Raw genomic sequence first — 19,214 nt, 5'->3', positions numbered from 1 at the left:
CGAGGATCCGGCGTGGTTCAGTGGCGCTCGAACGCGACCTGCCCGGCCACGAGCGTCGTGCGCACCGTGGCCGGCAGTTCGTAGCCGAGGAACGGCGAGTTGTGGCCCTGGCTCTTCAGCGCACGCGGCTCGACGCGCCAGTGCGCGCGCGGATCGAACACACACAGGTCGGCCGCACCGCCTTCGGCGAGGCGCCCCGCCGGCAGTTGCAGCACGTCGGCCGGCGCGGACGTGATGCGGCGCAGCGCCTGCGCGAGCGGCGTGCGCGTCTCGTCCGCCCACTTCAGCGTCAGCGACAGCAGCAGCTCGAGCCCCGTCGCGCCCGGCGTCGCTTCGCCGAACGGCAGCAGCTTCTCGTCGTCGTCGACCGGCGTGTGATCGGAGCAGATCGCGTCGATCGTGCCGTCGGCAAGCGCCACGCGGATCGCTTCGCGGTCGCGCTCGCTGCGCAGCGGCGGATCGAGCCGGAACTGCGAATCGAAGTAGCCGATGTCGACGTCGATCAGGTGGACGTGGTTCACGCCGACGTCGCAGGTCACGGGCAGCCCCTCGGCCTTCGCTTCACGCACGAGCGCAAGCCCTGCCGCCGACGACAGCCGCGCGAGGTGCACGCGCGCGCCCGTCACGCGCATCAGTTCGAAAATCGTGTGCAGCGCGATCGTCTCGGCCGCGATCGGCACGCCGGACAGCCCGAGCCGCGACGCGAGCGCGCCGCTCGCGGCCACGCCGCCGCGGCCGATGAACGCGTCGAGCGGACGCAGCCACGTCGTGTAGCCGTAAGTGCTTGCGTACTGCAGCGCGCGCAGCAGCACCTGCGTGTCGCGCACCGGCACGTTCGCATGCGTGAAGCCGACGCAGCCGGATTCGGTCAGCGCGACCATCTCGGTGATCACTTCACCCTTGAGGCCGACCGTCAGCGCGCCGAGCGGATGCACGTTCGCCTGGTGCAGGTTGCGCGCGCGGAACTTGAGCATCTCGACGAGGCCCGGCTCGTCGAGCACGGGATCGGTGTCCGGCGGGCACACGAGGGTCGTGACGCCGCCCGCGACGGCCGCGGCCATCTCGGACGCGAGCGTCGCCTTGTGCTCGTAGCCGGGCTCGCGCAGCCGCGCGCACAGGTCGACGAGGCCGGGCGCGACGATCAGGCCCGATGCGTCGATCGTCTTGTCCGCGTTGAAACCGGCCGGCGCGCTGCCCAGCGCGGCGATCTTGCCGTCCGCGACGAATACGTCGGCCTGCCGTTCGGTGCCGGCGACCGGGTCGATCAGCGTGCCGCCTTGGATATGAATCTTCATGCGCTGTCTGTGAATACGTTGATTGCGTTGAATGCCTGAATGAGGACGCGCGAAAGCGGGCTCAGTCGCTGTTGCCGGCGACGATGCCCATCACCGCCATCCGCACGGCGATGCCGAACGTGACCTGGTTGAGGATCACCGACTGCGGGCCGTCTGCGACCTGCGAATCGATCTCGACGCCCCGGTTCATCGGGCCCGGGTGCATCACGATCGCGTCGGGCGCGGCGAGCGCGAGGCGCTCGGGCGTCAGGCCCCACGTCTTGAAGTACTCCTGCGCGGACGGCAGCAGCGCGCCGCTCATTCGTTCGTTCTGCAGGCGCAGCATGATGATCACGTCGACGCCCTTCAGCCCCTCGTCGAGGTTGTGGAACACCTTCACGCCCATCTGTTCGAGGCCGCCCGGCAGCAGCGTACGCGGGCCGATCGCGCGCACTTCCGGCACGCCAAGCGTGGTGAGCGCGTGGATGTCGGAGCGCGCGACGCGCGAATGCAGGATGTCGCCGACGATCGCCACGCGCAGCTTCGTGAAGTCGCGCTTGTAGTGACGGATCGTGTACATGTCGAGCAGGCCCTGCGTCGGATGCGCATGGCGGCCGTCGCCGGCGTTGATCACGTGCACGTGCGGCGCACAGTGCTCGGCGATCAGGTACGGCGCGCCGCTCGATGCGTGACGCACGACGAACAGGTCGGCATGCATCGCCGACAGGTTGTTGATCGTGTCGAGCAGCGATTCGCCCTTGCTCGTCGACGACGCATTGATGTTCAGGTTCAGCACGTCGGCCGACAGGCGCGTCGCGGCGATCTCGAAGGTCGTGCGCGTGCGCGTCGAATTCTCGAAGAACAGGTTGAACACGGACTTGCCGCGCAGCAGCGGCACCTTCTTCACTTCACGGTCCGTCACGCTGACGAACTGCTCGGCCGTATCGAGGATGTGATTGACGATCGAGCGCGGCAGGCCCTCGATCGACAGCAGGTGCTTCAGCTCGCCGTTTTTCGTGAGCTGCGGGTTGCCCTTCAGGAAACCGTAGCGGAACCGGTCGGGGCTCGCGGCCGCCGCGGGATTGCCGGTGCGGCCAGTGGTGTCGGTGGTCATGGTGTGCGTGATTCCAACTATGCAAACGGGCCGCGGTGCAAACCGGCGGCCCGGGATACGGTTCGCGTGTCGTTCAGGCGCCGTGCGATTCGACGCGCAGCGTGAAGCCCGCATCGTCGCGCGCGAGCACGAGCGTCGCGTCGGCCGGCACGTCGAGCGTGCCGCCCGCGAAGCGTGCGGCGACCGGCAGCTCGCGGCCGCCGCGATCGGCGAGCACCGCGAGCTCGACCGCGGCCGGACGGCCGTAGTCGAACAACTCGTTGAGCGCCGCGCGCACGGTGCGCCCGGTGTACAGCACGTCGTCGACGAGCACGATGCGCGCGCCGTCGATCTCGAACGGCAGCGACGTCGGGCTGGCCTGGCTGTGCAGCCCCTTCTTCGCGTAGTCGTCGCGGTGCAGCGCGACGTTGACGACGCCGAACGCCTGAGCGCCGAGATCGCGCGCGAGGCGCTCGGCGAGCCACGCGCCGCCGCTGTAAATGCCGGCGAGCCGCGGGCCGCCCGGTTCGGCGAACGCCGTGCCGTAGGCTGCGCGGATCTGGTCGAGCAGGACGCGGTAAAGCGCCTCGGCGTCAATGGTGCTCATGGTCGGACAATTGATCGAGATACTGTTGAAGGATGACGCGCGCGGCTTCGGCATCGAGCATGTCGGTGCGGGCGCGGCCGCGCACGTTGCGCTCGCGCAGCCCGGCCTCGGCCTCGACCGACGAATAGCGCTCGTCGACCCACGTGACGGGCAGCCCGAAGCGGCCGTTCAGCTGGTTGCCGAAACGCTTCGCCTGCTGCGTCATGTCGTGCGGCGTGCCGTCCGGATGCATCGGCAGCCCCACGACGAGCGCGTCCGGCCGCCATTCGGCCAGCAAGTCGCCGACCGCCTTGAAGCGGTGTTCGCGGTTCAGGTTCTGGATCACGACGAGCGCACGGGCCGAGCGCGTCAGCGCGTTGCCGATCGCGACGCCGATCCGTTTCTCGCCGTAGTCGAACGCCAGGAGCGTCGCATCGCGCGCGCTCGCGCCACTCATGCGTGCCCTGCTTCGCCGGACAGCATCGACGAGCTGACGCCGAGCAGGCCGAGCGCGGCTTCGAAGCGCTCTTCGGCCGGCGTGTCGAACACGATGCGCGGATCGGCGGCGACCGTCAGCCAGCCGTTGCGGGAAATTTCTTCCTCGAGCTGGCCGGCGCCCCAGCCTGCATGGCCGAGCGTCAGCAGGAAGCGTTTCGGGCCGGTGCCCGTCGCGACCGCCTCGAGCACGTCCTTCGACGTCGTCATCTCGAGCCCGCCGTCGACGGACATCGACGAGTTGTAGCTCGCGCCCTCGACCGGCTCGTGCAGCACGAAGCCGCGCTCGGTCTGGACGGGGCCGCCGAAGTACACGGGAATGTGCAGCAGCGGCTCGATGTCGAGCTTCAGGTCGATGCGGTTGAACAGCGATTCGAGGTCGATGTCGGTAGGACGATTGATGACGAGGCCGAGCGCACCGCGCTCGCTGTGATCGCAAAGATAGATCACCGTTCCCGAGAACGTCGGATCGGCCATGTTCGGCATGGCGATCAGGAACTGGTTGGTGAGATTGATGCGATCGGAAGGCTTTGACATGGTTTGAATTTTAGCAAAGACGCCGCGACCTGACCGGGCCGCGATCAACAAGCAACGCCGCGCCGCGCTGGCAACGGCGCACGCGGATCACACGGCACTCTAACACGCGCGCGGGCGCTGTCGGCAGCGTGTTGCAGGCCCGTGCGACAAGGGCCGCCGTCGCGTGTTCGCCCCCTTGTTCGTCAGGTCCGGCCGAGGGCCGTGCCGAGCGCTTCGGACGCCGCCGTGAGATCCGGCGGCGCGACGCCGGCCGCGATCTTCAGGAGCGCCGCACGCAGCATGTCGGACGCGTGGCGGTGCGCATCGAGGCCGCCGTCGGCGAGCGGCACGCCGTGGGCTGCACGGCGCCACGCGAGGCCCAGCGTGTCGGCCAGCAGCGCCGCGTGGCCGAGCCCGAGCGCGCACGCGGCCGTGCCGACCCGGTAGGCGGCGGCGGACGCGTGCCATGCGGCGCCGGCGTCGGCGGTGGCCGGGTTGGCCGCCAGGTCGGCCATCGACGCATCGGCGGTCTGCAGGAAATCCTCATAGGCATGCGCGTTGACGGTCACGACGCCGAGCGCGCGGGTGGGCGCGGCGGCGACCGCATCGTGCTCGGCCCGCGCGGCATCGGCCTCCCACAACGCTTCGGAGGCGGGCGTGCCGGCGACGTGCCAGTCGACCGTCAATCCGTAGTCGTGCAGCACGTCGACGAGCGCGACGTCCTCGGCGGCGGCGCCGAACAGCGCGAAATCGCGCCACAGCAGCGCCACCGTCTCGCGCACCAGCTCGGGCGGCGCGCTGCGCCGGCCCTGCGCGTGTTCGCCGAGCAGCAGGTTGATCCGCGCGAGAAAGCGCTTCAGCTCGGGTGCGCCGCTTGCGCGCAGCGTGCGCACGCACGCGGCCGCGAGCCGCCAGAAATCGTACGGCCCGTCGTCGGTGAGCGCGGCCAGCATCGCGTCGACTTCGTCGAGCGCCGCGCCCGGCACGCCGTGCTCGGCACGCAGCACGTCGAGCAGCGCCTGCTCGTAGCGGGCGCGAATCCGGGGCGCGAAGGCGTCGGGTAGCGCACGCAGCGTGGCAGGCGGCACCGCCCGGCCGACCAGCGCGAGCGCATCGAGCGGCGTGTTCGCGCGCAGGTCGGCGGCGCTTTGCGCACGTAACGCACGGAAATGCTCGAAGAGAACCGGCGAGCACGCGAGCTCGCGCAGGTTGTGGCGCCCGACGGCCGCACGAAAATCGTGCAGCGCCGCGCGCCAGCCGGCCGAAGTCGGCTCGGTGGCGACGAGCGGCACGGCGGCCGACAGTTGCCCGGCAAAACGCGCGGCCGGCAGCCAGCCGGCTTCCGCGAGCACGGCCGCGGCCGCCGCCAGCGGCGCCGCGGCGGCGTCGCGCCGCTCGAATGCGTCGGCGGCCGCCGCCAGCCACGCGTCGGCCGCGCGTACGGCCCCGCCGCGCGGGTTGGGCAATGCGTCAGGGTGGGGAACGTTCGCCGGATCGGACGTCATGGACACGCGCGCCTGTCATCGTCAAGTCGCTCGCGCGAACCGCGGCGCGCAAGCGCCGGGCCGGTGCGAGGCCTGAGCGGGGTGTCCGTGGGCCAGCGGTCCGATCAGATCTGGACCATCTCGAAGTCTTCCTTGCGGGCACCGCATTCGGGACACGTCCAGTTGATCGGGACGTCTTCCCAGCGCGTGCCCGGGGCAATGCCCTCTTCCGGCAGCCCGGCTTCTTCGTCGTAAATCCAGCCACAAATCAGGCACATCCAGCTCTTGTATTCCATCTTAAGCCGCGTCGGGGAAAAGTCGGTAAATTCGGGAGCCATGATGGTACCGTGTCGGGGCCGGACTGCCTAGCAATCGCGCTGGAGGACGGCAACTACGTTGCGCTGCGCTAAAAAATCCGTCGTACCGGCCGGATTCCACCGCATAATGGTTGAAAAGTGCGGCCTGCCGGGCAACACAGGGCCAAACAAGCCCATTCGCCTCGCCGTCCGCATCTCCGTCGCTTGTCCGTTTTTCTCTTGCCCCATTTTTACATGTCCAGCAACGCCCCTCCGATCGTCCTCACCTTCGGCCTGTCCGATCCCACCGGCGGCTCCGGCCTCCAAGCCGATCTGATGACCCTGGCGAGCATGGGCTGTCACGGCGTGTCCGTCCTGACCGGCTATACCGTGCGCGACTCGGCCGCCTGCGATGAAGTGACCGGCCTCGACCCCGACGTCGTCGCCGCGCAGGCGCGCATGCTGCTCGAAGACATGCCGGTTGCCGCATTCAAGATCGGCGCGGCGACGCGCGCGGAAGTCGTCAGCGCGATCGCCGAAGTCGTCGCCGACTACGACGGCGTGCCGCTCGTGCTCGCGCCGGACTTCACGCTCGACGACGAACACGTGCTCGCCGCGGACGACCTGCGCGAGTCGATCGCCGACCTGCTGGCGCCGCAAACCACGTTATTGGTGGCCGATCACGCGACACTGATCGCGCTCGCGCAGCCGGACGGCGATGCCGAGGCGCCGAATCTCGACGCGGCCGTGTCGCACCTGCTGTCGCAGGGCTGCGAATACATCCTGTCGTCGGAAACGGGCTCGCACCGGCTCGTCAATACGCTGTACGGCGAGGAAGGCCAGCTTCGCGAAGACATGTGGGATCGCTCGCCGCACCGGCTGATGGGCATCACCGATACGCTCGGCGCGGCCATCGCGGCGCTGCTCGCGAACGGCCAGGAGCCGCCGGAAGCCGTGCGCGAAGCGCAGGAATACCTGTACCAGGCCGTGCGCGACGCGTTCCGGCCCGGCATGGGCGCATACCTGCCCGACCGGTTCTTCTGGGCGCGCAGCAACGACGAGTCGGACACGCCGCCGGCCGTCAAGGCCGACCTGGTGCCGAGGACGTCGCATCGGCATTGAGTCGCCGGGGCGGCGGGGTTCACGCAATCAAACGCCGGCCGCCCTTCTCGTCGTCTCGGCAGCACACCTCCCGCATCGGCAAATCGACGCCGATGCATGCAAAACCATCGCCATCGGCTGCCGGCTCGGCGCGACACCCTCCGAATCTTCGTTTTCCCGACCAGCGCGTCGGCCCGCGCAATCGCAGCCGCTCAATCATCGCGGCCGATTCCGCGTTCGCGCCCGTCCTACTCTGGCGACTTTCGACCAACGATAAATTGGCGTCGTACTTTTCAACGTCCAATTGCGCCGAAAATCGAACCGGTCCAATAGATTGACCACCAAGCTCAATGCTACGGTCCATTTCACTCAATGTGACCGATACAAAGGAGCATGCGATGGCGCAAGACATTTTCCTGAAACTGGCCGGCATCAAAGGCGAATCTCGAGATGCGTCGCATCCTGACGAGATCGAGGTATTGGCGTGGGACTGGTCCGCCGATCAGCCATCGTCCACACGCTCAGGGGCCGGCAGCATTGAAGCCAAATGCACGGCCAACGATCTGACCATCGAGCATTATGTCGATCGCGCATCACCGATCCTCATGCTGCATTGCCTAAAAGGGAATCATATCGAGAACGCCGTTCTTGTCGCGCGCAAGGCCGGCTGCATGCCACTCGAGTACCTGAAGATCACGCTGGATGATGTCGTCATCACACGGATCAATTCAGTCGCCAATTTCAACATGGCGCGGCCCCGGGAGGAAGTCCAACTCTCATTCGCCCATATCCGACAGGAGTATGTCGTTCAGAACGCGCAAGGCGGGAGCGGCGGAACGGTCGCGGCAGGATACGACGTCAAAACCGGCAAAGCGACTTGAGAATTGGAGGAGTCGTGCTTTCCATTTCAAAGCAGGGCCACGTCGACGCGGAACGCGTGATCGTCAAAATATACTCGTCCATCGAACGAGGGCCGATGGAGCACGTGAACGGAATCGTCGTCCATCAAACCGGGGGCGCCACCGTCTCCAGTACATTCAATAGCTATAGCAATACCGCGCACGTCCCGAACGGCGCCCATTTCCTGATCGACAAAGATGGCACGATCTATCAGACCGCCTCCCTGCACAGGATGACCAATCACATCGGTAAATTGCAGTCACGTTGTATCACCACACTAAACTGCTCGACCGCAGACCTCCGAGCGGCACGGCGCGCGTACCAAGCCGGTCCAACGGCATTCCATCGCCATGAATCCCGGAAGGCATTTCCGGACCGCTACCCGTCCAACTCGGACGCAATAGGAATCGAACTTGTCGGCATGTACTACCCCGACGAGAAAACCGCGGAACCAATCTATGAAAGCGTCACAACCGAACAGAATGCATCGCTCAAATGGCTGGTTCGCGAATTGTCTGAAACGCTGAACGTCGAGATGCGAGAGGTGTATCGGCACCCGGAAGTCGGACGCAAGAACGCCACCGAAGCAAGCACTGCACGGTGGGAATGACATGATGGTTCTAGCCAGATGTGTCGCCGCGGTTGCGTTGTGCGTCCCGATCACCGTCTGTCAGGCCAGAGGGGTGAAGGCCGTGACGGTCGAGCACTCCGGCCAGACTTCGACCCCGGACGATCCGCTTACAAGGGATGCATGCAGAAACTTCACACCGACCGTCGACCAGCTGAAGCGCTTCTTTTCCAGAGCAGCGCCGATTGACGGCAGGTTCGTGGCACACGATTACTACTCGCCCTGCCATTCGAGCGGCACCGTATCGTTCCCGGACGGCAGTTCGGGAAGGTGGCGTGTTTACTCCAGCGGCACCGCGTCACTGACATGGGCATCGAACGGCAACACGGTCTATCTCTACAACGGTCGCCATAACGGCTGGCACGACCCGTTCGCATGCAGCTACGGCCTTCACGATGAAGACGACGACGCTTCGTGCTATCTGCCGGGCTTCTGATTCCAATCGCGCCGACGCGCACATATAAAAAAAGACCCGCATCGCTGCGGGTCTTTTCTTTTGGCTGGAACGCGCATCGCTGCGCGCTCCGGACACCGTCGACCGAAGTCGATTACATGTCCATGCCCATGCCGCCCATGCCGCCCGGCATGCCGCCCGGCATCGGTGCATCTTCCTTCGGCAGTTCTGCGACAGCTGCGTCCGTCGTCAGCAGCAGGCCTGCAACCGAAGCTGCGTTCTGCAGTGCGGTGCGCGTGACCTTGGTCGGGTCGACGACGCCGGCTTCAACCATGTCGACGTACTCGCCCGTTGCTGCGTTGTAGCCGTAGTTGCCCTTGCCTGCAGCAACCGCCGCCACGACGACGCTGGCTTCTTCGCCGCCGTTCGTGACGATCTGGCGCAGCGGCTCTTCCATTGCGCGCAGCACGATCTTGATGCCGGCGTTCTGGTCGGCGTTCGCGCCGGTCAGGCCTGCGATCGCGGTGCGTGCGCGGATCAGCGCAACGCCGCCACCTGCAACGATGCCTTCTTCCACAGCTGCGCGCGTCGCGTGCAGTGCGTCTTCGACACGTGCCTTCTTTTCCTTCATTTCGACTTCGGTCGCAGCACCGACCTTGATCACTGCAACGCCGCCTGCCAGCTTGGCCACGCGCTCTTGCAGCTTTTCACGGTCGTAGTCCGACGTCGCTTCTTCGATTTGCGCGCGCACTTGCTTCACGCGTGCTTCGATGTTCACGGCTTCGCCTGCGCCGTCGATGATCGTCGTGTTTTCCTTGCCCACTTCGATGCGCTTCGCCTGGCCCAGTTCTGCCAGCGTTGCCTTCTCGAGCGTCAGGCCGGTTTCTTCCGCGACGACTTGACCGCCGGTCAGGATCGCGATGTCTTCCAGCATTGCCTTGCGACGATCGCCGAAGCCCGGCGCCTTGACCGCAACGGTCTTCAGGATGCCGCGGATGTTGTTGACGACCAGCGTGGCCAGTGCCTCGCCTTCGACGTCTTCAGCGATGATCAGCAGCGGACGGCCAGCCTTCGCGACTTGCTCGAGCACCGGCAGCAGATCACGGATGTTCGACACCTTCTTGTCGTGCAGCAGCACGAACGGGTTGTCGAGGACGGCGACTTGCTTGTCCGGGTTGTTGATGAAGTACGGCGACAGGTAGCCGCGGTCGAATTGCATGCCTTCGACGACGTCGAGCTCGTCGGCCAGCGACTTGCCGTCTTCGACGGTGATCACGCCTTCCTTGCCGACCTTGTCCATCGCTTCAGCGATGCGATCGCCGATCGACGAGTCGCTGTTCGCCGAGATCGAGCCGACCTGTGCGATTTCCTTGTTGGTCGTGCACGGCTTGCTGATCTTCTTCAGCTCTTCGACAGCCGCTGCGACTGCCTTGTCGATGCCGCGCTTCAGGTCCATCGGGTTCATGCCCGATGCGACGTACTTCATGCCTTCGCGAACGATCGATTGCGCGAGGACGGTTGCCGTCGTCGTGCCGTCGCCTGCGTTGTCGCTGGTCTTGGAAGCGACTTCCTTGACCATTTGCGCGCCCATGTTCTGGAGCTTGTCCTTCAGCTCGATTTCCTTCGCGACCGACACACCGTCCTTGGTGACCGTCGGGCCGCCGAAGCTGCGCTCGAGCACGACGTTGCGGCCCTTCGGACCCAGCGTGACCTTGACTGCGTTGGCGAGAATGTTCACGCCTTCGACCATCTTCGAACGGGCGGAATCGCCGAATACGACGTCTTTAGCTGCCATCTTCTAACTCCTTGAATTCTTGGGAATATGTACCGTCGGAGGACGCTTACTTGGCGTTGACCACGGCCATGATGTCTTCTTCGCGCATGACCAGCAGTTCCTGGCCGTCGACCTTCACGGTCTGACCTGCGTACTTGCCGAACAGGACACGATCGCCGACCTTCACGTCGAGCGCGATCGGGGCGCCCTTGTCGTCGCGCTTGCCCGGGCCGATGGCCAGGACTTCGCCCTGATCCGGCTTTTCAGCAGCGGCGTCGGGGATCACGATGCCCGAGGCGGTCTTGGTTTCCTGATCCAGGCGCTTGACGATCACGCGATCGTGCAAAGGACGAAGGTTCATATTCACTCCTCTCTTGACTGAGATTGAAGAACGCTTAGGGAAACTGCCCGGCGTGGCGCCCGGCAGAGAATTGTTAGCACTCTCGTGCAGCGAGTGCTAATTATATGGACGGGTTTTGACAAATTCAAGAAGGGAAACCGGAGGAATTTTCGGGGCGGCGACGCGGCGGGAAAAACCCACGAAAACAACAAAAACCCCTTTTAAAACAATGCCATATCGAATGCAACCGACCCGACAGGCGGGCCCATGCGGCCCGCTGATCCCATCCAGCCCCGTTTGGACACCGGGTAAGCCCGGAGTTCCCGGGACCGGTGACATCGCATCGAAAAAACCGCGCGACGCCGATTTCGTCTGCCGCGCCGTGCTCGCTCGCCGGCGTCGCCGGGCCGATTTCACGCGTCGGCGCAGTCCGCGCCGGACAACGGCCGGAAGGTCCGGCCGTCCGTCTCGACGGTCGCGCCCAGCCGCCGCGCGAGCCCCTTCGCGCCTTCGCGCATCACGACGTCGTGGTTCCACCGGAACAGCGGCCGCGCGAGCGGCTCCAGCCAGTTCATCCAGCCGCGCGTGCGGATGTGCCAGTCGTAGCGCACGACGGTGCGCGCGCCGTCGGCGGCGAACGACCAGCAGCCGTCGCCCTCGATCGCACCGCTCGCATGGCCTTCGAGCGCATGCGGCCGCTCGACGCGCCGCACGCGCATGTCGAAGGTCAGCCGGTACGGCAGCGCTCCCTTCCACGTATACCGGTGCAACGCGCCGACGCCGCGCGCGTCGCCAGGCTCGAGCTCGACGGTGCGCACGGCGCCCTTCCACCAGTCGGGCCAGCGATCGACCTGGTAGATCGCGTCCCAGACCGCCGCGAGCGGCGCATCCACCCGCCAGGTCGTCGAAAACCGGTACTCCGCCATGCAGCCTCCGGCATGCGCGTTCAGGAACGCAGATCGGCGCGCCGTCAGGGCGCGAAGAAACGCTCGGGAAACGCGACGTCGATCTCCACGTCGTCGAGCGTCACGGTTTCGAGCGGCACGTCGTCGTCGCCCGCATAGCTGACGACCTTCAGCGGAAAACCGTCCGCGGCGTCGAGCCACAACCGGTAGCGATGCACGCCGTCGATCGCGTGCGCGGGTGCGCCCGTGACCAGCACGCGCTGCGCGGTCCGGCCGCCGACGGCCTCCTTGCCTTCGGTCACCGTCGCACCGCCCTGCTGCAGCGCATGTACGTTGCGCAGCAGTTCGCCGACGTCCGAGCGGTCGACCCGGTGGCCGGTGCGGTCGCGCACGAGCGGATTGGACGGCGACAGCGTCAGCGCGGGCGGCGCATGCGTGCCGAACGGGCGCAGCCTGACCTTGCCGTCGCCGGGATCGTACGCGAGCACCGCGCCGCGATGCGGCGACACGAAATCCATCCGGACGAAGCCCGGTTTCAGGTACGCGTAGCGGATTTCGGTGCGCTCGCCGTCGCGCGCCGACGAGCGGATCGTCGCGCGGTACGAGCGGACGTGGTCGAAATGCGCCTGCGCGACGGTCACGGGATCGGCTGTCATGCTCGCTCCTATCAGGCTCGCGGCCAGCAACGCGGCGATCACGGCGCCGCCTCGACTTCGAGCACGCCTTCCATCCCGCGCTCGCGATGGCTGCTGAAAAACAGCAGCCGGTGCGTGCAATAGTAGGCGAATCGCCCCGGCTGCACCGGCGTGAAACGAAACGTCTTCGGCGTCGTGCCGAGCTCGGTGCGTACCGCGATGCCGGCCTGCGGCGCGTCGATCTCGAAGCTGTGCGGCACCACGCCGGGCTCGGCCGACACGGTCAGTTCGACCGGCGCGTGCGCACGGACGATCACGTGATTCGGCCGGAAGAAATAGCTGCCGCCGACGATCGTCACGCGCTGCACGCCGTCCGCGTCGATCGGCACGCGCAGGGGCGTGTCGGCATCCGCGTGCGCAAGCACCGTGCCCGCGGCGAACACCGCCAGTACGAGCCCCTTCATCGTCGCCATCTTCATCGCCTGCTCCCTGCGGGCGCCGCGCGTCAGCCCTTCCACGCGTCGGTCGGCCCGCCCAGCGCACCGCATGCGTCGATCGCGAGCTCGCGCAGACGCCGTTCGTCGCCACGGCCGGACAGCGCATAACCCATGCCGCGATCCGACCAGAAATACGTGTAGCGGCCGTTCGCCGACAGCGCGTGCGGCGCGAGACGCCGCGCATCGTATGCGGTCATGTACAGCGTCACGCGCGCACCGTCTGCGCGCTGGTACATGAGCTGCGCGGCCGGCCCCGCGTCGCCGGGCAGCAACCGGCCGCCCAGCAGCGCGTAACCGTATTCGTCGAGCGACGGCGCGCGCACCGGCCGGCCGACGCGCGCCGACAACCACGCGGCGAGACGCTCGGGATCGTTCGCGCCGACTTCCACCGGATGCTCGCGGTCGGCCGCGTACACCGCGTAGGCGACATCGGCGCGCGCGGCGAACGCCGGTTCGCGGCCGAATGCCGCCCAGCCCGCATGCAGCGCGACACCGATCAGCAGCCCGGCCGCCAGCCCCGCGAACGCATGCGCGACCGCGCGCCAGCGCGGCGCGCGGCGCTGCACGAACAACGCGGGCGCCGCGCCCGGCAACGGGAACAGCGCCTTCAGCGCATCGCGCTGCGCGCGGTAATGCGCGAATCGTTCGGCTTCCTGCGGATCGGCCTGCAGGCGCGCGAGCACCTCGCGCCGCTCGTGCCCGGACAGTTCGCCGTCCAGCAGCGCGGACAGCAGTTGCGCCGACGCATCGTCTCCCTGCTCGTTCGAAGGCTTGCGCGGATCGTCCATCATGGCTTCCCGATCACCCGTAACGTGGCCGTGCCGTGCGTCGACGGCGCGTCCGACAGCAACGCGCGCATGTGCGCGCGCGCCCGCGCGAGCCGCGACATCACCGTGCCCACCGGCACGCCGAGCACCTGCGCGGCATCGCGATAGCTCAACTCCTCCAGCGCGACCAGCAGCAGCACCTCGCGCTGTTCGACCGGCAGCCGGTACAGCGCACGCTGCACGTCGCGCAACTCCAGCCCGCCGACCTCGCCGGCCGGCGCGGCCATCGTCTGCCACGGCGCCGTCGCGTCGTCGACCGCGATCTCGTGCCGCGCGCGCAACTGGTCGATGAAGCGGTGCCGCAGCAGCGTCAGTAACCATGCGCGCAGGTTGCCGCCGTCGCGCGGCGGCCGGTTCAGCGCACGCTCGAGCGTGTCCTGCACGAGATCGTCGGCCCATGCGCGCTCGCCCGTCAGCGCACGCGCATAGCGCGTGAGATGCGGAAGCCATACCAGCAGGTCCGATTCATAGCTCATCGGGGCGCCTCGCGCGTCGCCGCGCGGTCACGGTCACGGTCACGGTCACGGTCACGGTCACGGTCACGGCCGCGCGACGTGCCACATGCCGCCGATTCCATCGCCGCTCGCGTCGCCGGCCTTGCGGTCCATCTTCCAGCGATACAGCGGGCGGCCGCGGTATGCCCATTGCTTTTTGCCGTCGTCGCGGGCGACGAGGCTCAGCGCACCCGACGCCCTGTCGTACGCGTCGGCGAGCGCGGGTGGCCAGTTCGCTGCGCATGTGCCGTCGCACATGCTCTTGCCCGGCGCATCGCGATCGAACACGTACAGCGTCATGTGCGCTTCGTCGACCAGTTTCCCGTCGCCGACCTGGGGCGGTTCCGCGGCCGCCGGCCGCACGATCGCCACCGTCAGCGCGGCAGCGAAGAGCATCCGTTTCATTCCCGTTCTCCTTGGCGTCGTGTCGCGACACGGTGCCGCCGAACGGGACGATCGGCTGCGTCGCGATCATTATCCCGCCGGCCGGCTGTGCCGGAACTCGGTATGTAAACGGACGGCGGCGGCCGGTTATTCCATGCGGCGGCGCGACGAGTGGTGGCGATCATTCATGCGACGAAAGCACGCGGGAAGCCTGAATGTCCTTCTTGTCGATTGGCAGATCATTTTCGACGGCGCGGATTTCGACCACCCGGGCAGCAGAACGAAAAACCGTGAAATACGCGCATTGCCATCGGCGCGTGCCGGCGACCGACGCCGCAACTGCGCGCGGCCGGTTCAACTGAAGCGTGCGGGCCGATACGGATGCGGATCGATATAGGTCGGCGCGCCCGTCATCATTTCGGCGAGCAGGCGGCCGGTCGCGGGCCCAAGCGTGAGCCCGTGATGGCAGTGGCCGAACGCGAACCACAAATGGCGATGGCGCGGCGCGGGCCCGATCACCGGACGCATGTCGGGCGTGCACGGCCGCATCCCGAGCCACGGTTCCGGATCGAGCCGCTCGCCGATGCCGAACGCGTCGCGCGCCAGCGGTTCGGCGCGCGCGAGTTGCACGCCGGTCGGCGGCGCACCACGCGGCGCGATCTCGACGCCCGTCGTCAGCCGCAGGCGGCCGCCCTCCATCGGCGCGACGACGAAACCGGCCTCGGTATCGCACACGGGCACGTTCAGCGGCGTGCGCGTCGGCCGGTAATGCATGTGATAGCCGCGCTTCGCGCGCAGCGGAATCCGGTAGCCGAGCGGCGCGAACACCTGATCGGACCACGGCCCGAGCGCGACCACGGCCGAGCGCGCCGAGATCGGCCCGTGTTCGGATCGGACCTGCCAGCCGTCATCGACCTGCACGAGCGTCGTCGCGTCGCCGTGCACGAACGTGCCGCCGTCGCGCTCGAACAGCCGCGCATAGGCCTTGGTCAGCCCGCCCGGGCTCGACACGGTCTTCGGATCCTGCCAGTGGAAGGCGCCGCAGAAGGCGTCGCCGATACCGGGCTCGCGCGCGCGCAGCGCATGCGCGTCGAGCACGGTCATCCGCAACCCGTGCGCGGCGGCGACCTGCTGCTGCGCGCGCGCTTCCGCGTCGAACAGCCCCGGTGAACGGAACGCCTCGATCCATCCGCCGTCGTGCACGAGCGGCTGCGCGTCGGTGCGTGCGAGCAGCGCATCGTGCTCGACGACGCTCGCCGCGACGAGCGGCAGCAGGTCGCGCGCGGCGGCCGCGAGCCGCTGCGGCGACGATTCGCGCCAGAAGCGCGCGAGCCAGCCCGCATACGCAGGTAGCGCGCGGTAATCCCAATAGAGATCGACCGAACGGTTGCGCGCGTAGCGCAGCAGCGTGCCGAGCCGGCGCGGAAACGCATACGGCACGACCGACGAGCGCTCGATCAGCCCCGCATTGCCGTGGCTGGTTTCCTCGCCGGGCGCGCGCCGGTCGACGAGCGCGACGCGCAGCCCGCGATCCTGCAGATGCAGCGCCGACGACACGCCGACGATGCCGGCCCCCAGAACGATGACGTCGAAATCCATGGTCCCCCGCACTACGTCGAGATGGGATGCGCCGTGCGCCGGCCCGGCGGGCGGCACGCGGCGGCGCTTACTTCGCGATGATGTCGCGCTTGAAGTATTTCTGCGACAGCGCGCTCAGCGTGCCGTCCTTCTTCAGCGCATCGAGCGCACCGACGATCTTCGCCTGCAGCGCCTTGTCGTTCTTGCGCATCCCGAAGCCGGTGCCTTCGCCGAGCGTCGCCGGATCCTTCAGCGGCTCGCCGACGATCCGGTAGTCGCGGCCGGCCGGCTTGTCGAGGAAGCCGTCCTGCGCGGTCTGCGCTTCCTGCACGGCCGCGTCGAGACGCCCCGCGACGAGATCGGCGTAGATCTGGTCCTGATCCGGGTACGACACGACGTCCACGCCCGCATTGGCCCAGTGCGCCTTCAGGAAATCCTCCTGCGACGAGCCCTGCAGCACGCCGACGTGCTTGCCGCGCAGGCTCGCGACGTCGGGCTTCAGCGGCGAGCCGTGCTTCGCGACCATCACGATCGGCACCACGTAGATCGCCGGCGTGAAGTCGATGCTTTGCTTGCGCTTCGCGGTGATGTTCATCGCCGAGTTGATCGCGTCGAACTTGCGCGCCTGCAGCGCCGGGATCAGCCCGTCGAACGCGTTCTCGACCCACACGCACTTCATGTTCAGCTTCGCGCATACCGCATTGCCGACGTCGACGTCGAAACCCTGCAGCTGACCGGCCGGCGTCTTGCTCTCGAACGGCGGATAGGCGGCTTCGATCCCGAAGCGCAACGTGGTCTGTTCCGCATGGGCCGTGACGGCCGCGCACGCGAGCGCCGCAGCGGCGCAGAGGGAAAGTTTCCAGTTCATGACGGTCCTTCTGTTCTGGAGTGAGGCGATGAAGATCGGTCGCACGACGCCCTCGGTCGGACGCCGGGTCGGGATTCGGCGCAGGCGGCCGCCGCATGGCGACGTGTCGGGCTCTGCATGCGAAATATAGACTCAAAGTCTACTATAGACTATAGGGGATACGAGGAGATCGTCGTGTTGCTCGACGCCGAAATTTCGTCGCCCGAGCCAAAACATCGTTGATTCTGTGGAATTTTTCATGATCCCAGCACCGCCACGACGTCTCGAAAAGAAAAATTATCCCGATTTCGTTTGTCTATATTAGACTTTTAGTCCACAACGAACCCCGCCGGACACCGTCTTTCGAGACTTTCTGTCCAGCCCGCACCGGAGATGTCCCGATGACGCAACCCCGCCCCAGCCTGCCGCTGACCGTCGACGAAGCCGCGGTGCGCGCGGCGCTGCCGTCGCTCGACGTGCTCGGCACGCTGCGCCGCATGTTCGCGTCGCTCGCCGCGGCGCGCGCGGTGCAGCCGCCGCAGACGCTCACGCCGTTTCCCGACCAGGCCGGCGACTTCATCACGTATCTCGGCGCGCTCGCCGACCAGCAGGTATTCGGCGCGAAGCTGTCGCCGTATGTCGTGACAGACGGCAAACCCATCGTCACCGCATGGACCGCATTGATGTCGATGCAAACCGGCCAGCCGCTGATGTGGTGCGACGCCGGGCTGCTGACCGTCGAACGCACGGCCGGCACGACGGCGCTCGCGGTCGACTGCCTCGCGCCGCGCAACGCGCGTCATCTGGCGATCGTCGGCGCGGGCGCGGTCGGCCTCGCGCACCTGCGGCACACGGCGGCGCTGCGCGACTGGGACACGATCCGCGTGTACTCGCCCGCGCTGGCCGGCGATACGGCACTGCAGGCGAGCCTCGCCGCGCTCGACCCGCGCGCACGCGCGGCGGCAAGCGTCGAGGCGTGCGTACGCGACGCGGACGTGGTGATGCTGTGCACGTCGTCGGGCACGCCCGTGCTCGGCGACGGGATGCTCACGCGCGCCGCGCTCGTCACGTCGATCAGCACGAACGTCGCGCGCGCACACGAAATCCCGCCCGCGTGGCTGCCGGACATGGACGTCTACTGCGACTACCGGCACACGACGCCCGCGAGCGCCGGCGAGATGCAGATCGCGGCGGCCGAGCACGGCTGGGATGCCGGCCGGATCGCCGGCGACCTGCCCGCGCTCGTCGCCGGCACCTGCGCGGCGCCGTCGCGCACGCGTCACGCATTCTTCCGCTCGATCGGCCTCGGGCTCGAGGACATCGCGATCGCGCACGCGCTGTACACGCATCTGACGCGCGGATGAGCGCCCCGCGCGCGCGGGGCCGATACAATGGCGCAACCGCCGCGGCGGCCGCGCGCGGGCGCACGGGCATGCCGGCCGACGGTGCGCCGGCCCGCCGGCCCGACACGCTGCCCGGCTCCCGCCCACCCGAGATCGCGATACCGATGCGCAAGAAGAAATCTCCCGTCAAAGACCTGCTGCTCACCCGCTATGCGCCGATCGCCGACGGTATCGCCGCGCTGTTCTTCCCGTACGCGGAAGTCGTGATCCACGACCTGCACGACCAGACGGTGCTGTATCTGGCGAACAACCTGTCGAAGCGCGAGGTCGGCGACGATTCCGCGCTCGAGGAAATCGATCATTCGGCGCGCGAGCGCGTGATCGGCCCGTACGAGAAGCTGAACTGGGACGGCCGGCGGATGCGCTGCGTGAGCAACGTGCTGTTCGACGACGAAGGCCGCCCGGCCGGGATGATGTGCATCAACTTCAACATCGCGGTGTTCGACGAGGTGCGCGCGACGCTCGACCTGTTCATCAAGGGCGCGGGCGTCGTCGCGCAGCCCGACGAGCTGTTCCGCGACGACTGGCAGGAGCGCATCAATACGTTCCTGCACGGCTGGCTGCGCGAGCGGCAGGTCGGGCTGAACGGGCTCACGCGCGAGCACCGGCGCGAACTCGTCGAGGCGCTGTACGCGGAAGGCGCGTTTCGCGGCAAGAGCGCGGCGAACTACGTCGCGAACGTGCTCGGGATGGGGCGCGCGACGGTCTACAAGCATCTGAAGCATCTGAAGGAAACGGGCGACGCCTGAGCGCGCAGCGGCGG

General features: G+C 67.5%; 24 protein-coding genes. 6 read left to right on the top strand and 18 right to left on the bottom strand.

Features of this window, described 5'->3' with window-relative positions; genetic code table 11:
• Positions 1 to 17: 17 nt before the first annotated feature.
• The 7 genes from JYG37_RS06190 to JYG37_RS06160 form a co-directional block, all read right to left on the bottom strand.
• A complete protein-coding gene (locus JYG37_RS06190) occupies positions 18 to 1,295 on the bottom strand; it encodes a dihydroorotase (RefSeq protein ID WP_213345938.1) in 1,278 nt (425 codons plus the stop codon).
• 61 nt (positions 1,296 to 1,356) lie between these two features.
• Positions 1,357 to 2,388: an aspartate carbamoyltransferase catalytic subunit gene (locus JYG37_RS06185; protein ID WP_006476735.1), complete on the bottom strand. Its 1,032-nt coding sequence runs from the start codon at positions 2,386 to 2,388 to the stop codon at positions 1,357 to 1,359.
• A 73-nt stretch (positions 2,389 to 2,461) separates the two neighbouring features.
• Entirely contained in the window at positions 2,462 to 2,974 is a 513-nt protein-coding gene (pyrR, locus tag JYG37_RS06180) for a bifunctional pyr operon transcriptional regulator/uracil phosphoribosyltransferase PyrR (RefSeq protein ID WP_050011687.1), read from the bottom strand.
• Entirely contained in the window at positions 2,961 to 3,410 is a 450-nt protein-coding gene (gene ruvX / locus JYG37_RS06175) for a Holliday junction resolvase RuvX (RefSeq protein WP_006476737.1), read from the bottom strand. The genes pyrR and ruvX overlap by 14 nt, the downstream gene beginning before the upstream one ends.
• Entirely contained in the window at positions 3,407 to 3,985 is a 579-nt protein-coding gene (locus tag JYG37_RS06170; protein ID WP_034206570.1) for a YqgE/AlgH family protein, read from the bottom strand. Before JYG37_RS06170 ends, ruvX begins: the two co-directional genes overlap by 4 nt.
• Before the next feature lie 182 nt (positions 3,986 to 4,167).
• Positions 4,168 to 5,469: a hypothetical protein gene (locus tag JYG37_RS06165; RefSeq protein ID WP_124630625.1), complete on the bottom strand. Its 1,302-nt coding sequence runs from the start codon at positions 5,467 to 5,469 to the stop codon at positions 4,168 to 4,170.
• Between the two features lie 104 nt (positions 5,470 to 5,573).
• Positions 5,574 to 5,744 carry a rubredoxin gene (locus JYG37_RS06160; RefSeq protein ID WP_004186709.1) on the bottom strand — a complete coding sequence of 57 codons (171 nt, stop codon included), beginning with the start codon at positions 5,742 to 5,744 and terminating at the stop codon, positions 5,574 to 5,576.
• A gap of 255 nt (positions 5,745 to 5,999) precedes the next feature.
• Between JYG37_RS06160 and JYG37_RS06155 the strand changes: the two genes are divergently transcribed.
• The gene (locus tag JYG37_RS06155; RefSeq protein ID WP_050011689.1) at positions 6,000 to 6,866 is read left to right on the top strand and encodes a hydroxymethylpyrimidine/phosphomethylpyrimidine kinase; all 867 of its coding nucleotides are present in this window, start codon (positions 6,000 to 6,002) and stop codon (positions 6,864 to 6,866) included.
• A gap of 19 nt (positions 6,867 to 6,885) precedes the next feature.
• Here the strand turns inward: JYG37_RS06155 and JYG37_RS06150 are convergent, their stop codons facing one another.
• Positions 6,886 to 7,209: a hypothetical protein gene (locus JYG37_RS06150; RefSeq protein ID WP_213345937.1), complete on the bottom strand. Its 324-nt coding sequence runs from the start codon at positions 7,207 to 7,209 to the stop codon at positions 6,886 to 6,888.
• Between the two features lie 34 nt (positions 7,210 to 7,243).
• Between JYG37_RS06150 and JYG37_RS06145 the strand changes: the two genes are divergently transcribed.
• From JYG37_RS06145 to JYG37_RS06135, 3 genes are read left to right on the top strand one after another with little or no spacing between them, the layout of a single operon-like run.
• Entirely contained in the window at positions 7,244 to 7,726 is a 483-nt protein-coding gene (locus JYG37_RS06145) for an Hcp family type VI secretion system effector (RefSeq protein ID WP_204383686.1), read from the top strand.
• A 14-nt stretch (positions 7,727 to 7,740) separates the two neighbouring features.
• Positions 7,741 to 8,355 carry a peptidoglycan recognition protein family protein gene (locus JYG37_RS06140; RefSeq protein ID WP_213345936.1) on the top strand — a complete coding sequence of 205 codons (615 nt, stop codon included), beginning with the start codon at positions 7,741 to 7,743 and terminating at the stop codon, positions 8,353 to 8,355.
• 1 nt (position 8,356) lies between these two features.
• The gene (locus JYG37_RS06135) at positions 8,357 to 8,809 is read left to right on the top strand and encodes a hypothetical protein (protein ID WP_213345935.1); all 453 of its coding nucleotides are present in this window, start codon (positions 8,357 to 8,359) and stop codon (positions 8,807 to 8,809) included.
• Positions 8,810 to 8,921: 112 nt separating this feature from the next.
• Here the strand turns inward: JYG37_RS06135 and groL are convergent, their stop codons facing one another.
• The 10 genes from groL to JYG37_RS06085 form a co-directional block, all read right to left on the bottom strand.
• Positions 8,922 to 10,562, bottom strand: coding sequence for a chaperonin GroEL (groL, locus tag JYG37_RS06130; protein ID WP_006476740.1), 1,641 nt, complete (start codon positions 10,560 to 10,562; stop codon positions 8,922 to 8,924).
• 46 nt (positions 10,563 to 10,608) lie between these two features.
• The gene (gene groES / locus JYG37_RS06125) at positions 10,609 to 10,902 is read right to left on the bottom strand and encodes a co-chaperone GroES (RefSeq protein ID WP_004186661.1); all 294 of its coding nucleotides are present in this window, start codon (positions 10,900 to 10,902) and stop codon (positions 10,609 to 10,611) included.
• A 392-nt stretch (positions 10,903 to 11,294) separates the two neighbouring features.
• Positions 11,295 to 11,807 carry an SRPBCC family protein gene (locus JYG37_RS06120; protein WP_050011692.1) on the bottom strand — a complete coding sequence of 171 codons (513 nt, stop codon included), beginning with the start codon at positions 11,805 to 11,807 and terminating at the stop codon, positions 11,295 to 11,297.
• Positions 11,808 to 11,851: 44 nt separating this feature from the next.
• Entirely contained in the window at positions 11,852 to 12,484 is a 633-nt protein-coding gene (locus JYG37_RS06115) for a LolA family protein (protein WP_050011693.1), read from the bottom strand.
• Positions 12,481 to 12,900, bottom strand: a complete 420-nt coding sequence (locus tag JYG37_RS06110; RefSeq protein WP_050011694.1) for a cupredoxin domain-containing protein — start codon at positions 12,898 to 12,900, stop codon at positions 12,481 to 12,483. The genes JYG37_RS06115 and JYG37_RS06110 overlap by 4 nt, the downstream gene beginning before the upstream one ends.
• Positions 12,901 to 12,926: 26 nt before the next feature.
• On the bottom strand, positions 12,927 to 13,709 hold the full coding sequence (locus JYG37_RS06105; protein WP_124555700.1) for an anti-sigma factor family protein: 783 nt from the start codon (positions 13,707 to 13,709) through the stop codon (positions 12,927 to 12,929).
• A complete protein-coding gene (locus tag JYG37_RS06100) occupies positions 13,706 to 14,221 on the bottom strand; it encodes a sigma-70 family RNA polymerase sigma factor (protein WP_124638624.1) in 516 nt (171 codons plus the stop codon). Before JYG37_RS06100 ends, JYG37_RS06105 begins: the two co-directional genes overlap by 4 nt.
• Before the next feature lie 63 nt (positions 14,222 to 14,284).
• Positions 14,285 to 14,644 (bottom strand): COG4315 family predicted lipoprotein, encoded by a 360-nt coding sequence (locus JYG37_RS06095; RefSeq protein ID WP_050011695.1) that lies wholly within the window; start codon positions 14,642 to 14,644, stop codon positions 14,285 to 14,287.
• 333 nt (positions 14,645 to 14,977) lie between these two features.
• A complete protein-coding gene (locus JYG37_RS06090; protein WP_124654050.1) occupies positions 14,978 to 16,222 on the bottom strand; it encodes an NAD(P)/FAD-dependent oxidoreductase in 1,245 nt (414 codons plus the stop codon).
• A gap of 67 nt (positions 16,223 to 16,289) precedes the next feature.
• Entirely contained in the window at positions 16,290 to 17,069 is a 780-nt protein-coding gene (locus JYG37_RS06085) for an ABC transporter substrate-binding protein (protein ID WP_050011697.1), read from the bottom strand.
• Between the two features lie 380 nt (positions 17,070 to 17,449).
• Between JYG37_RS06085 and JYG37_RS06080 the strand changes: the two genes are divergently transcribed.
• The gene (locus JYG37_RS06080; protein WP_050011698.1) at positions 17,450 to 18,412 is read left to right on the top strand and encodes an ornithine cyclodeaminase family protein; all 963 of its coding nucleotides are present in this window, start codon (positions 17,450 to 17,452) and stop codon (positions 18,410 to 18,412) included.
• Positions 18,409 to 19,200 (top strand): helix-turn-helix transcriptional regulator, encoded by a 792-nt coding sequence (locus tag JYG37_RS06075; RefSeq protein ID WP_124630619.1) that lies wholly within the window; start codon positions 18,409 to 18,411, stop codon positions 19,198 to 19,200. The genes JYG37_RS06080 and JYG37_RS06075 overlap by 4 nt, the downstream gene beginning before the upstream one ends.
• Positions 19,201 to 19,214 lie beyond the last annotated feature (14 nt).

This window comes from Burkholderia sp. LAS2 (assembly GCF_018417615.1).
GTDB lineage: Bacteria > Pseudomonadota > Gammaproteobacteria > Burkholderiales > Burkholderiaceae > Burkholderia > Burkholderia sola.
This window is presented reverse-complemented; position numbering and strand designations above follow the sequence as displayed.

Coding starts and splice junctions, on each gene's coding strand:
- groL (WP_006476740.1), bottom strand. CDS start 10,562: ATGGCAGCTAAAGACGTCGTATTCGGCGATTCCGCCCGTTCGAAGATG.
- JYG37_RS06095 (WP_050011695.1), bottom strand. CDS start 14,644: ATGAAACGGATGCTCTTCGCTGCCGCGCTGACGGTGGCGATCGTGCGG.
- JYG37_RS06105 (WP_124555700.1), bottom strand. CDS start 13,709: ATGATGGACGATCCGCGCAAGCCTTCGAACGAGCAGGGAGACGATGCG.
- JYG37_RS06075 (WP_124630619.1), top strand. CDS start 18,409: ATGAGCGCCCCGCGCGCGCGGGGCCGATACAATGGCGCAACCGCCGCG.
- JYG37_RS06090 (WP_124654050.1), bottom strand. CDS start 16,222: ATGGATTTCGACGTCATCGTTCTGGGGGCCGGCATCGTCGGCGTGTCG.
- JYG37_RS06085 (WP_050011697.1), bottom strand. CDS start 17,069: ATGAACTGGAAACTTTCCCTCTGCGCCGCTGCGGCGCTCGCGTGCGCG.
- pyrR (WP_050011687.1), bottom strand. CDS start 2,974: ATGAGCACCATTGACGCCGAGGCGCTTTACCGCGTCCTGCTCGACCAG.
- JYG37_RS06160 (WP_004186709.1), bottom strand. CDS start 5,744: ATGGAATACAAGAGCTGGATGTGCCTGATTTGTGGCTGGATTTACGAC.
- JYG37_RS06150 (WP_213345937.1), bottom strand. CDS start 7,209: ATGGACCGTAGCATTGAGCTTGGTGGTCAATCTATTGGACCGGTTCGA.
- JYG37_RS06165 (WP_124630625.1), bottom strand. CDS start 5,469: ATGACGTCCGATCCGGCGAACGTTCCCCACCCTGACGCATTGCCCAAC.
- JYG37_RS06155 (WP_050011689.1), top strand. CDS start 6,000: ATGTCCAGCAACGCCCCTCCGATCGTCCTCACCTTCGGCCTGTCCGAT.
- JYG37_RS06185 (WP_006476735.1), bottom strand. CDS start 2,388: ATGACCACCGACACCACTGGCCGCACCGGCAATCCCGCGGCGGCCGCG.
- JYG37_RS06170 (WP_034206570.1), bottom strand. CDS start 3,985: ATGTCAAAGCCTTCCGATCGCATCAATCTCACCAACCAGTTCCTGATC.
- JYG37_RS06120 (WP_050011692.1), bottom strand. CDS start 11,807: ATGGCGGAGTACCGGTTTTCGACGACCTGGCGGGTGGATGCGCCGCTC.
- JYG37_RS06110 (WP_050011694.1), bottom strand. CDS start 12,900: ATGAAGATGGCGACGATGAAGGGGCTCGTACTGGCGGTGTTCGCCGCG.
- groES (WP_004186661.1), bottom strand. CDS start 10,902: ATGAACCTTCGTCCTTTGCACGATCGCGTGATCGTCAAGCGCCTGGAT.
- JYG37_RS06100 (WP_124638624.1), bottom strand. CDS start 14,221: ATGAGCTATGAATCGGACCTGCTGGTATGGCTTCCGCATCTCACGCGC.
- ruvX (WP_006476737.1), bottom strand. CDS start 3,410: ATGAGTGGCGCGAGCGCGCGCGATGCGACGCTCCTGGCGTTCGACTAC.
- JYG37_RS06135 (WP_213345935.1), top strand. CDS start 8,357: ATGATGGTTCTAGCCAGATGTGTCGCCGCGGTTGCGTTGTGCGTCCCG.
- JYG37_RS06080 (WP_050011698.1), top strand. CDS start 17,450: ATGACGCAACCCCGCCCCAGCCTGCCGCTGACCGTCGACGAAGCCGCG.
- JYG37_RS06190 (WP_213345938.1), bottom strand. CDS start 1,295: ATGAAGATTCATATCCAAGGCGGCACGCTGATCGACCCGGTCGCCGGC.
- JYG37_RS06145 (WP_204383686.1), top strand. CDS start 7,244: ATGGCGCAAGACATTTTCCTGAAACTGGCCGGCATCAAAGGCGAATCT.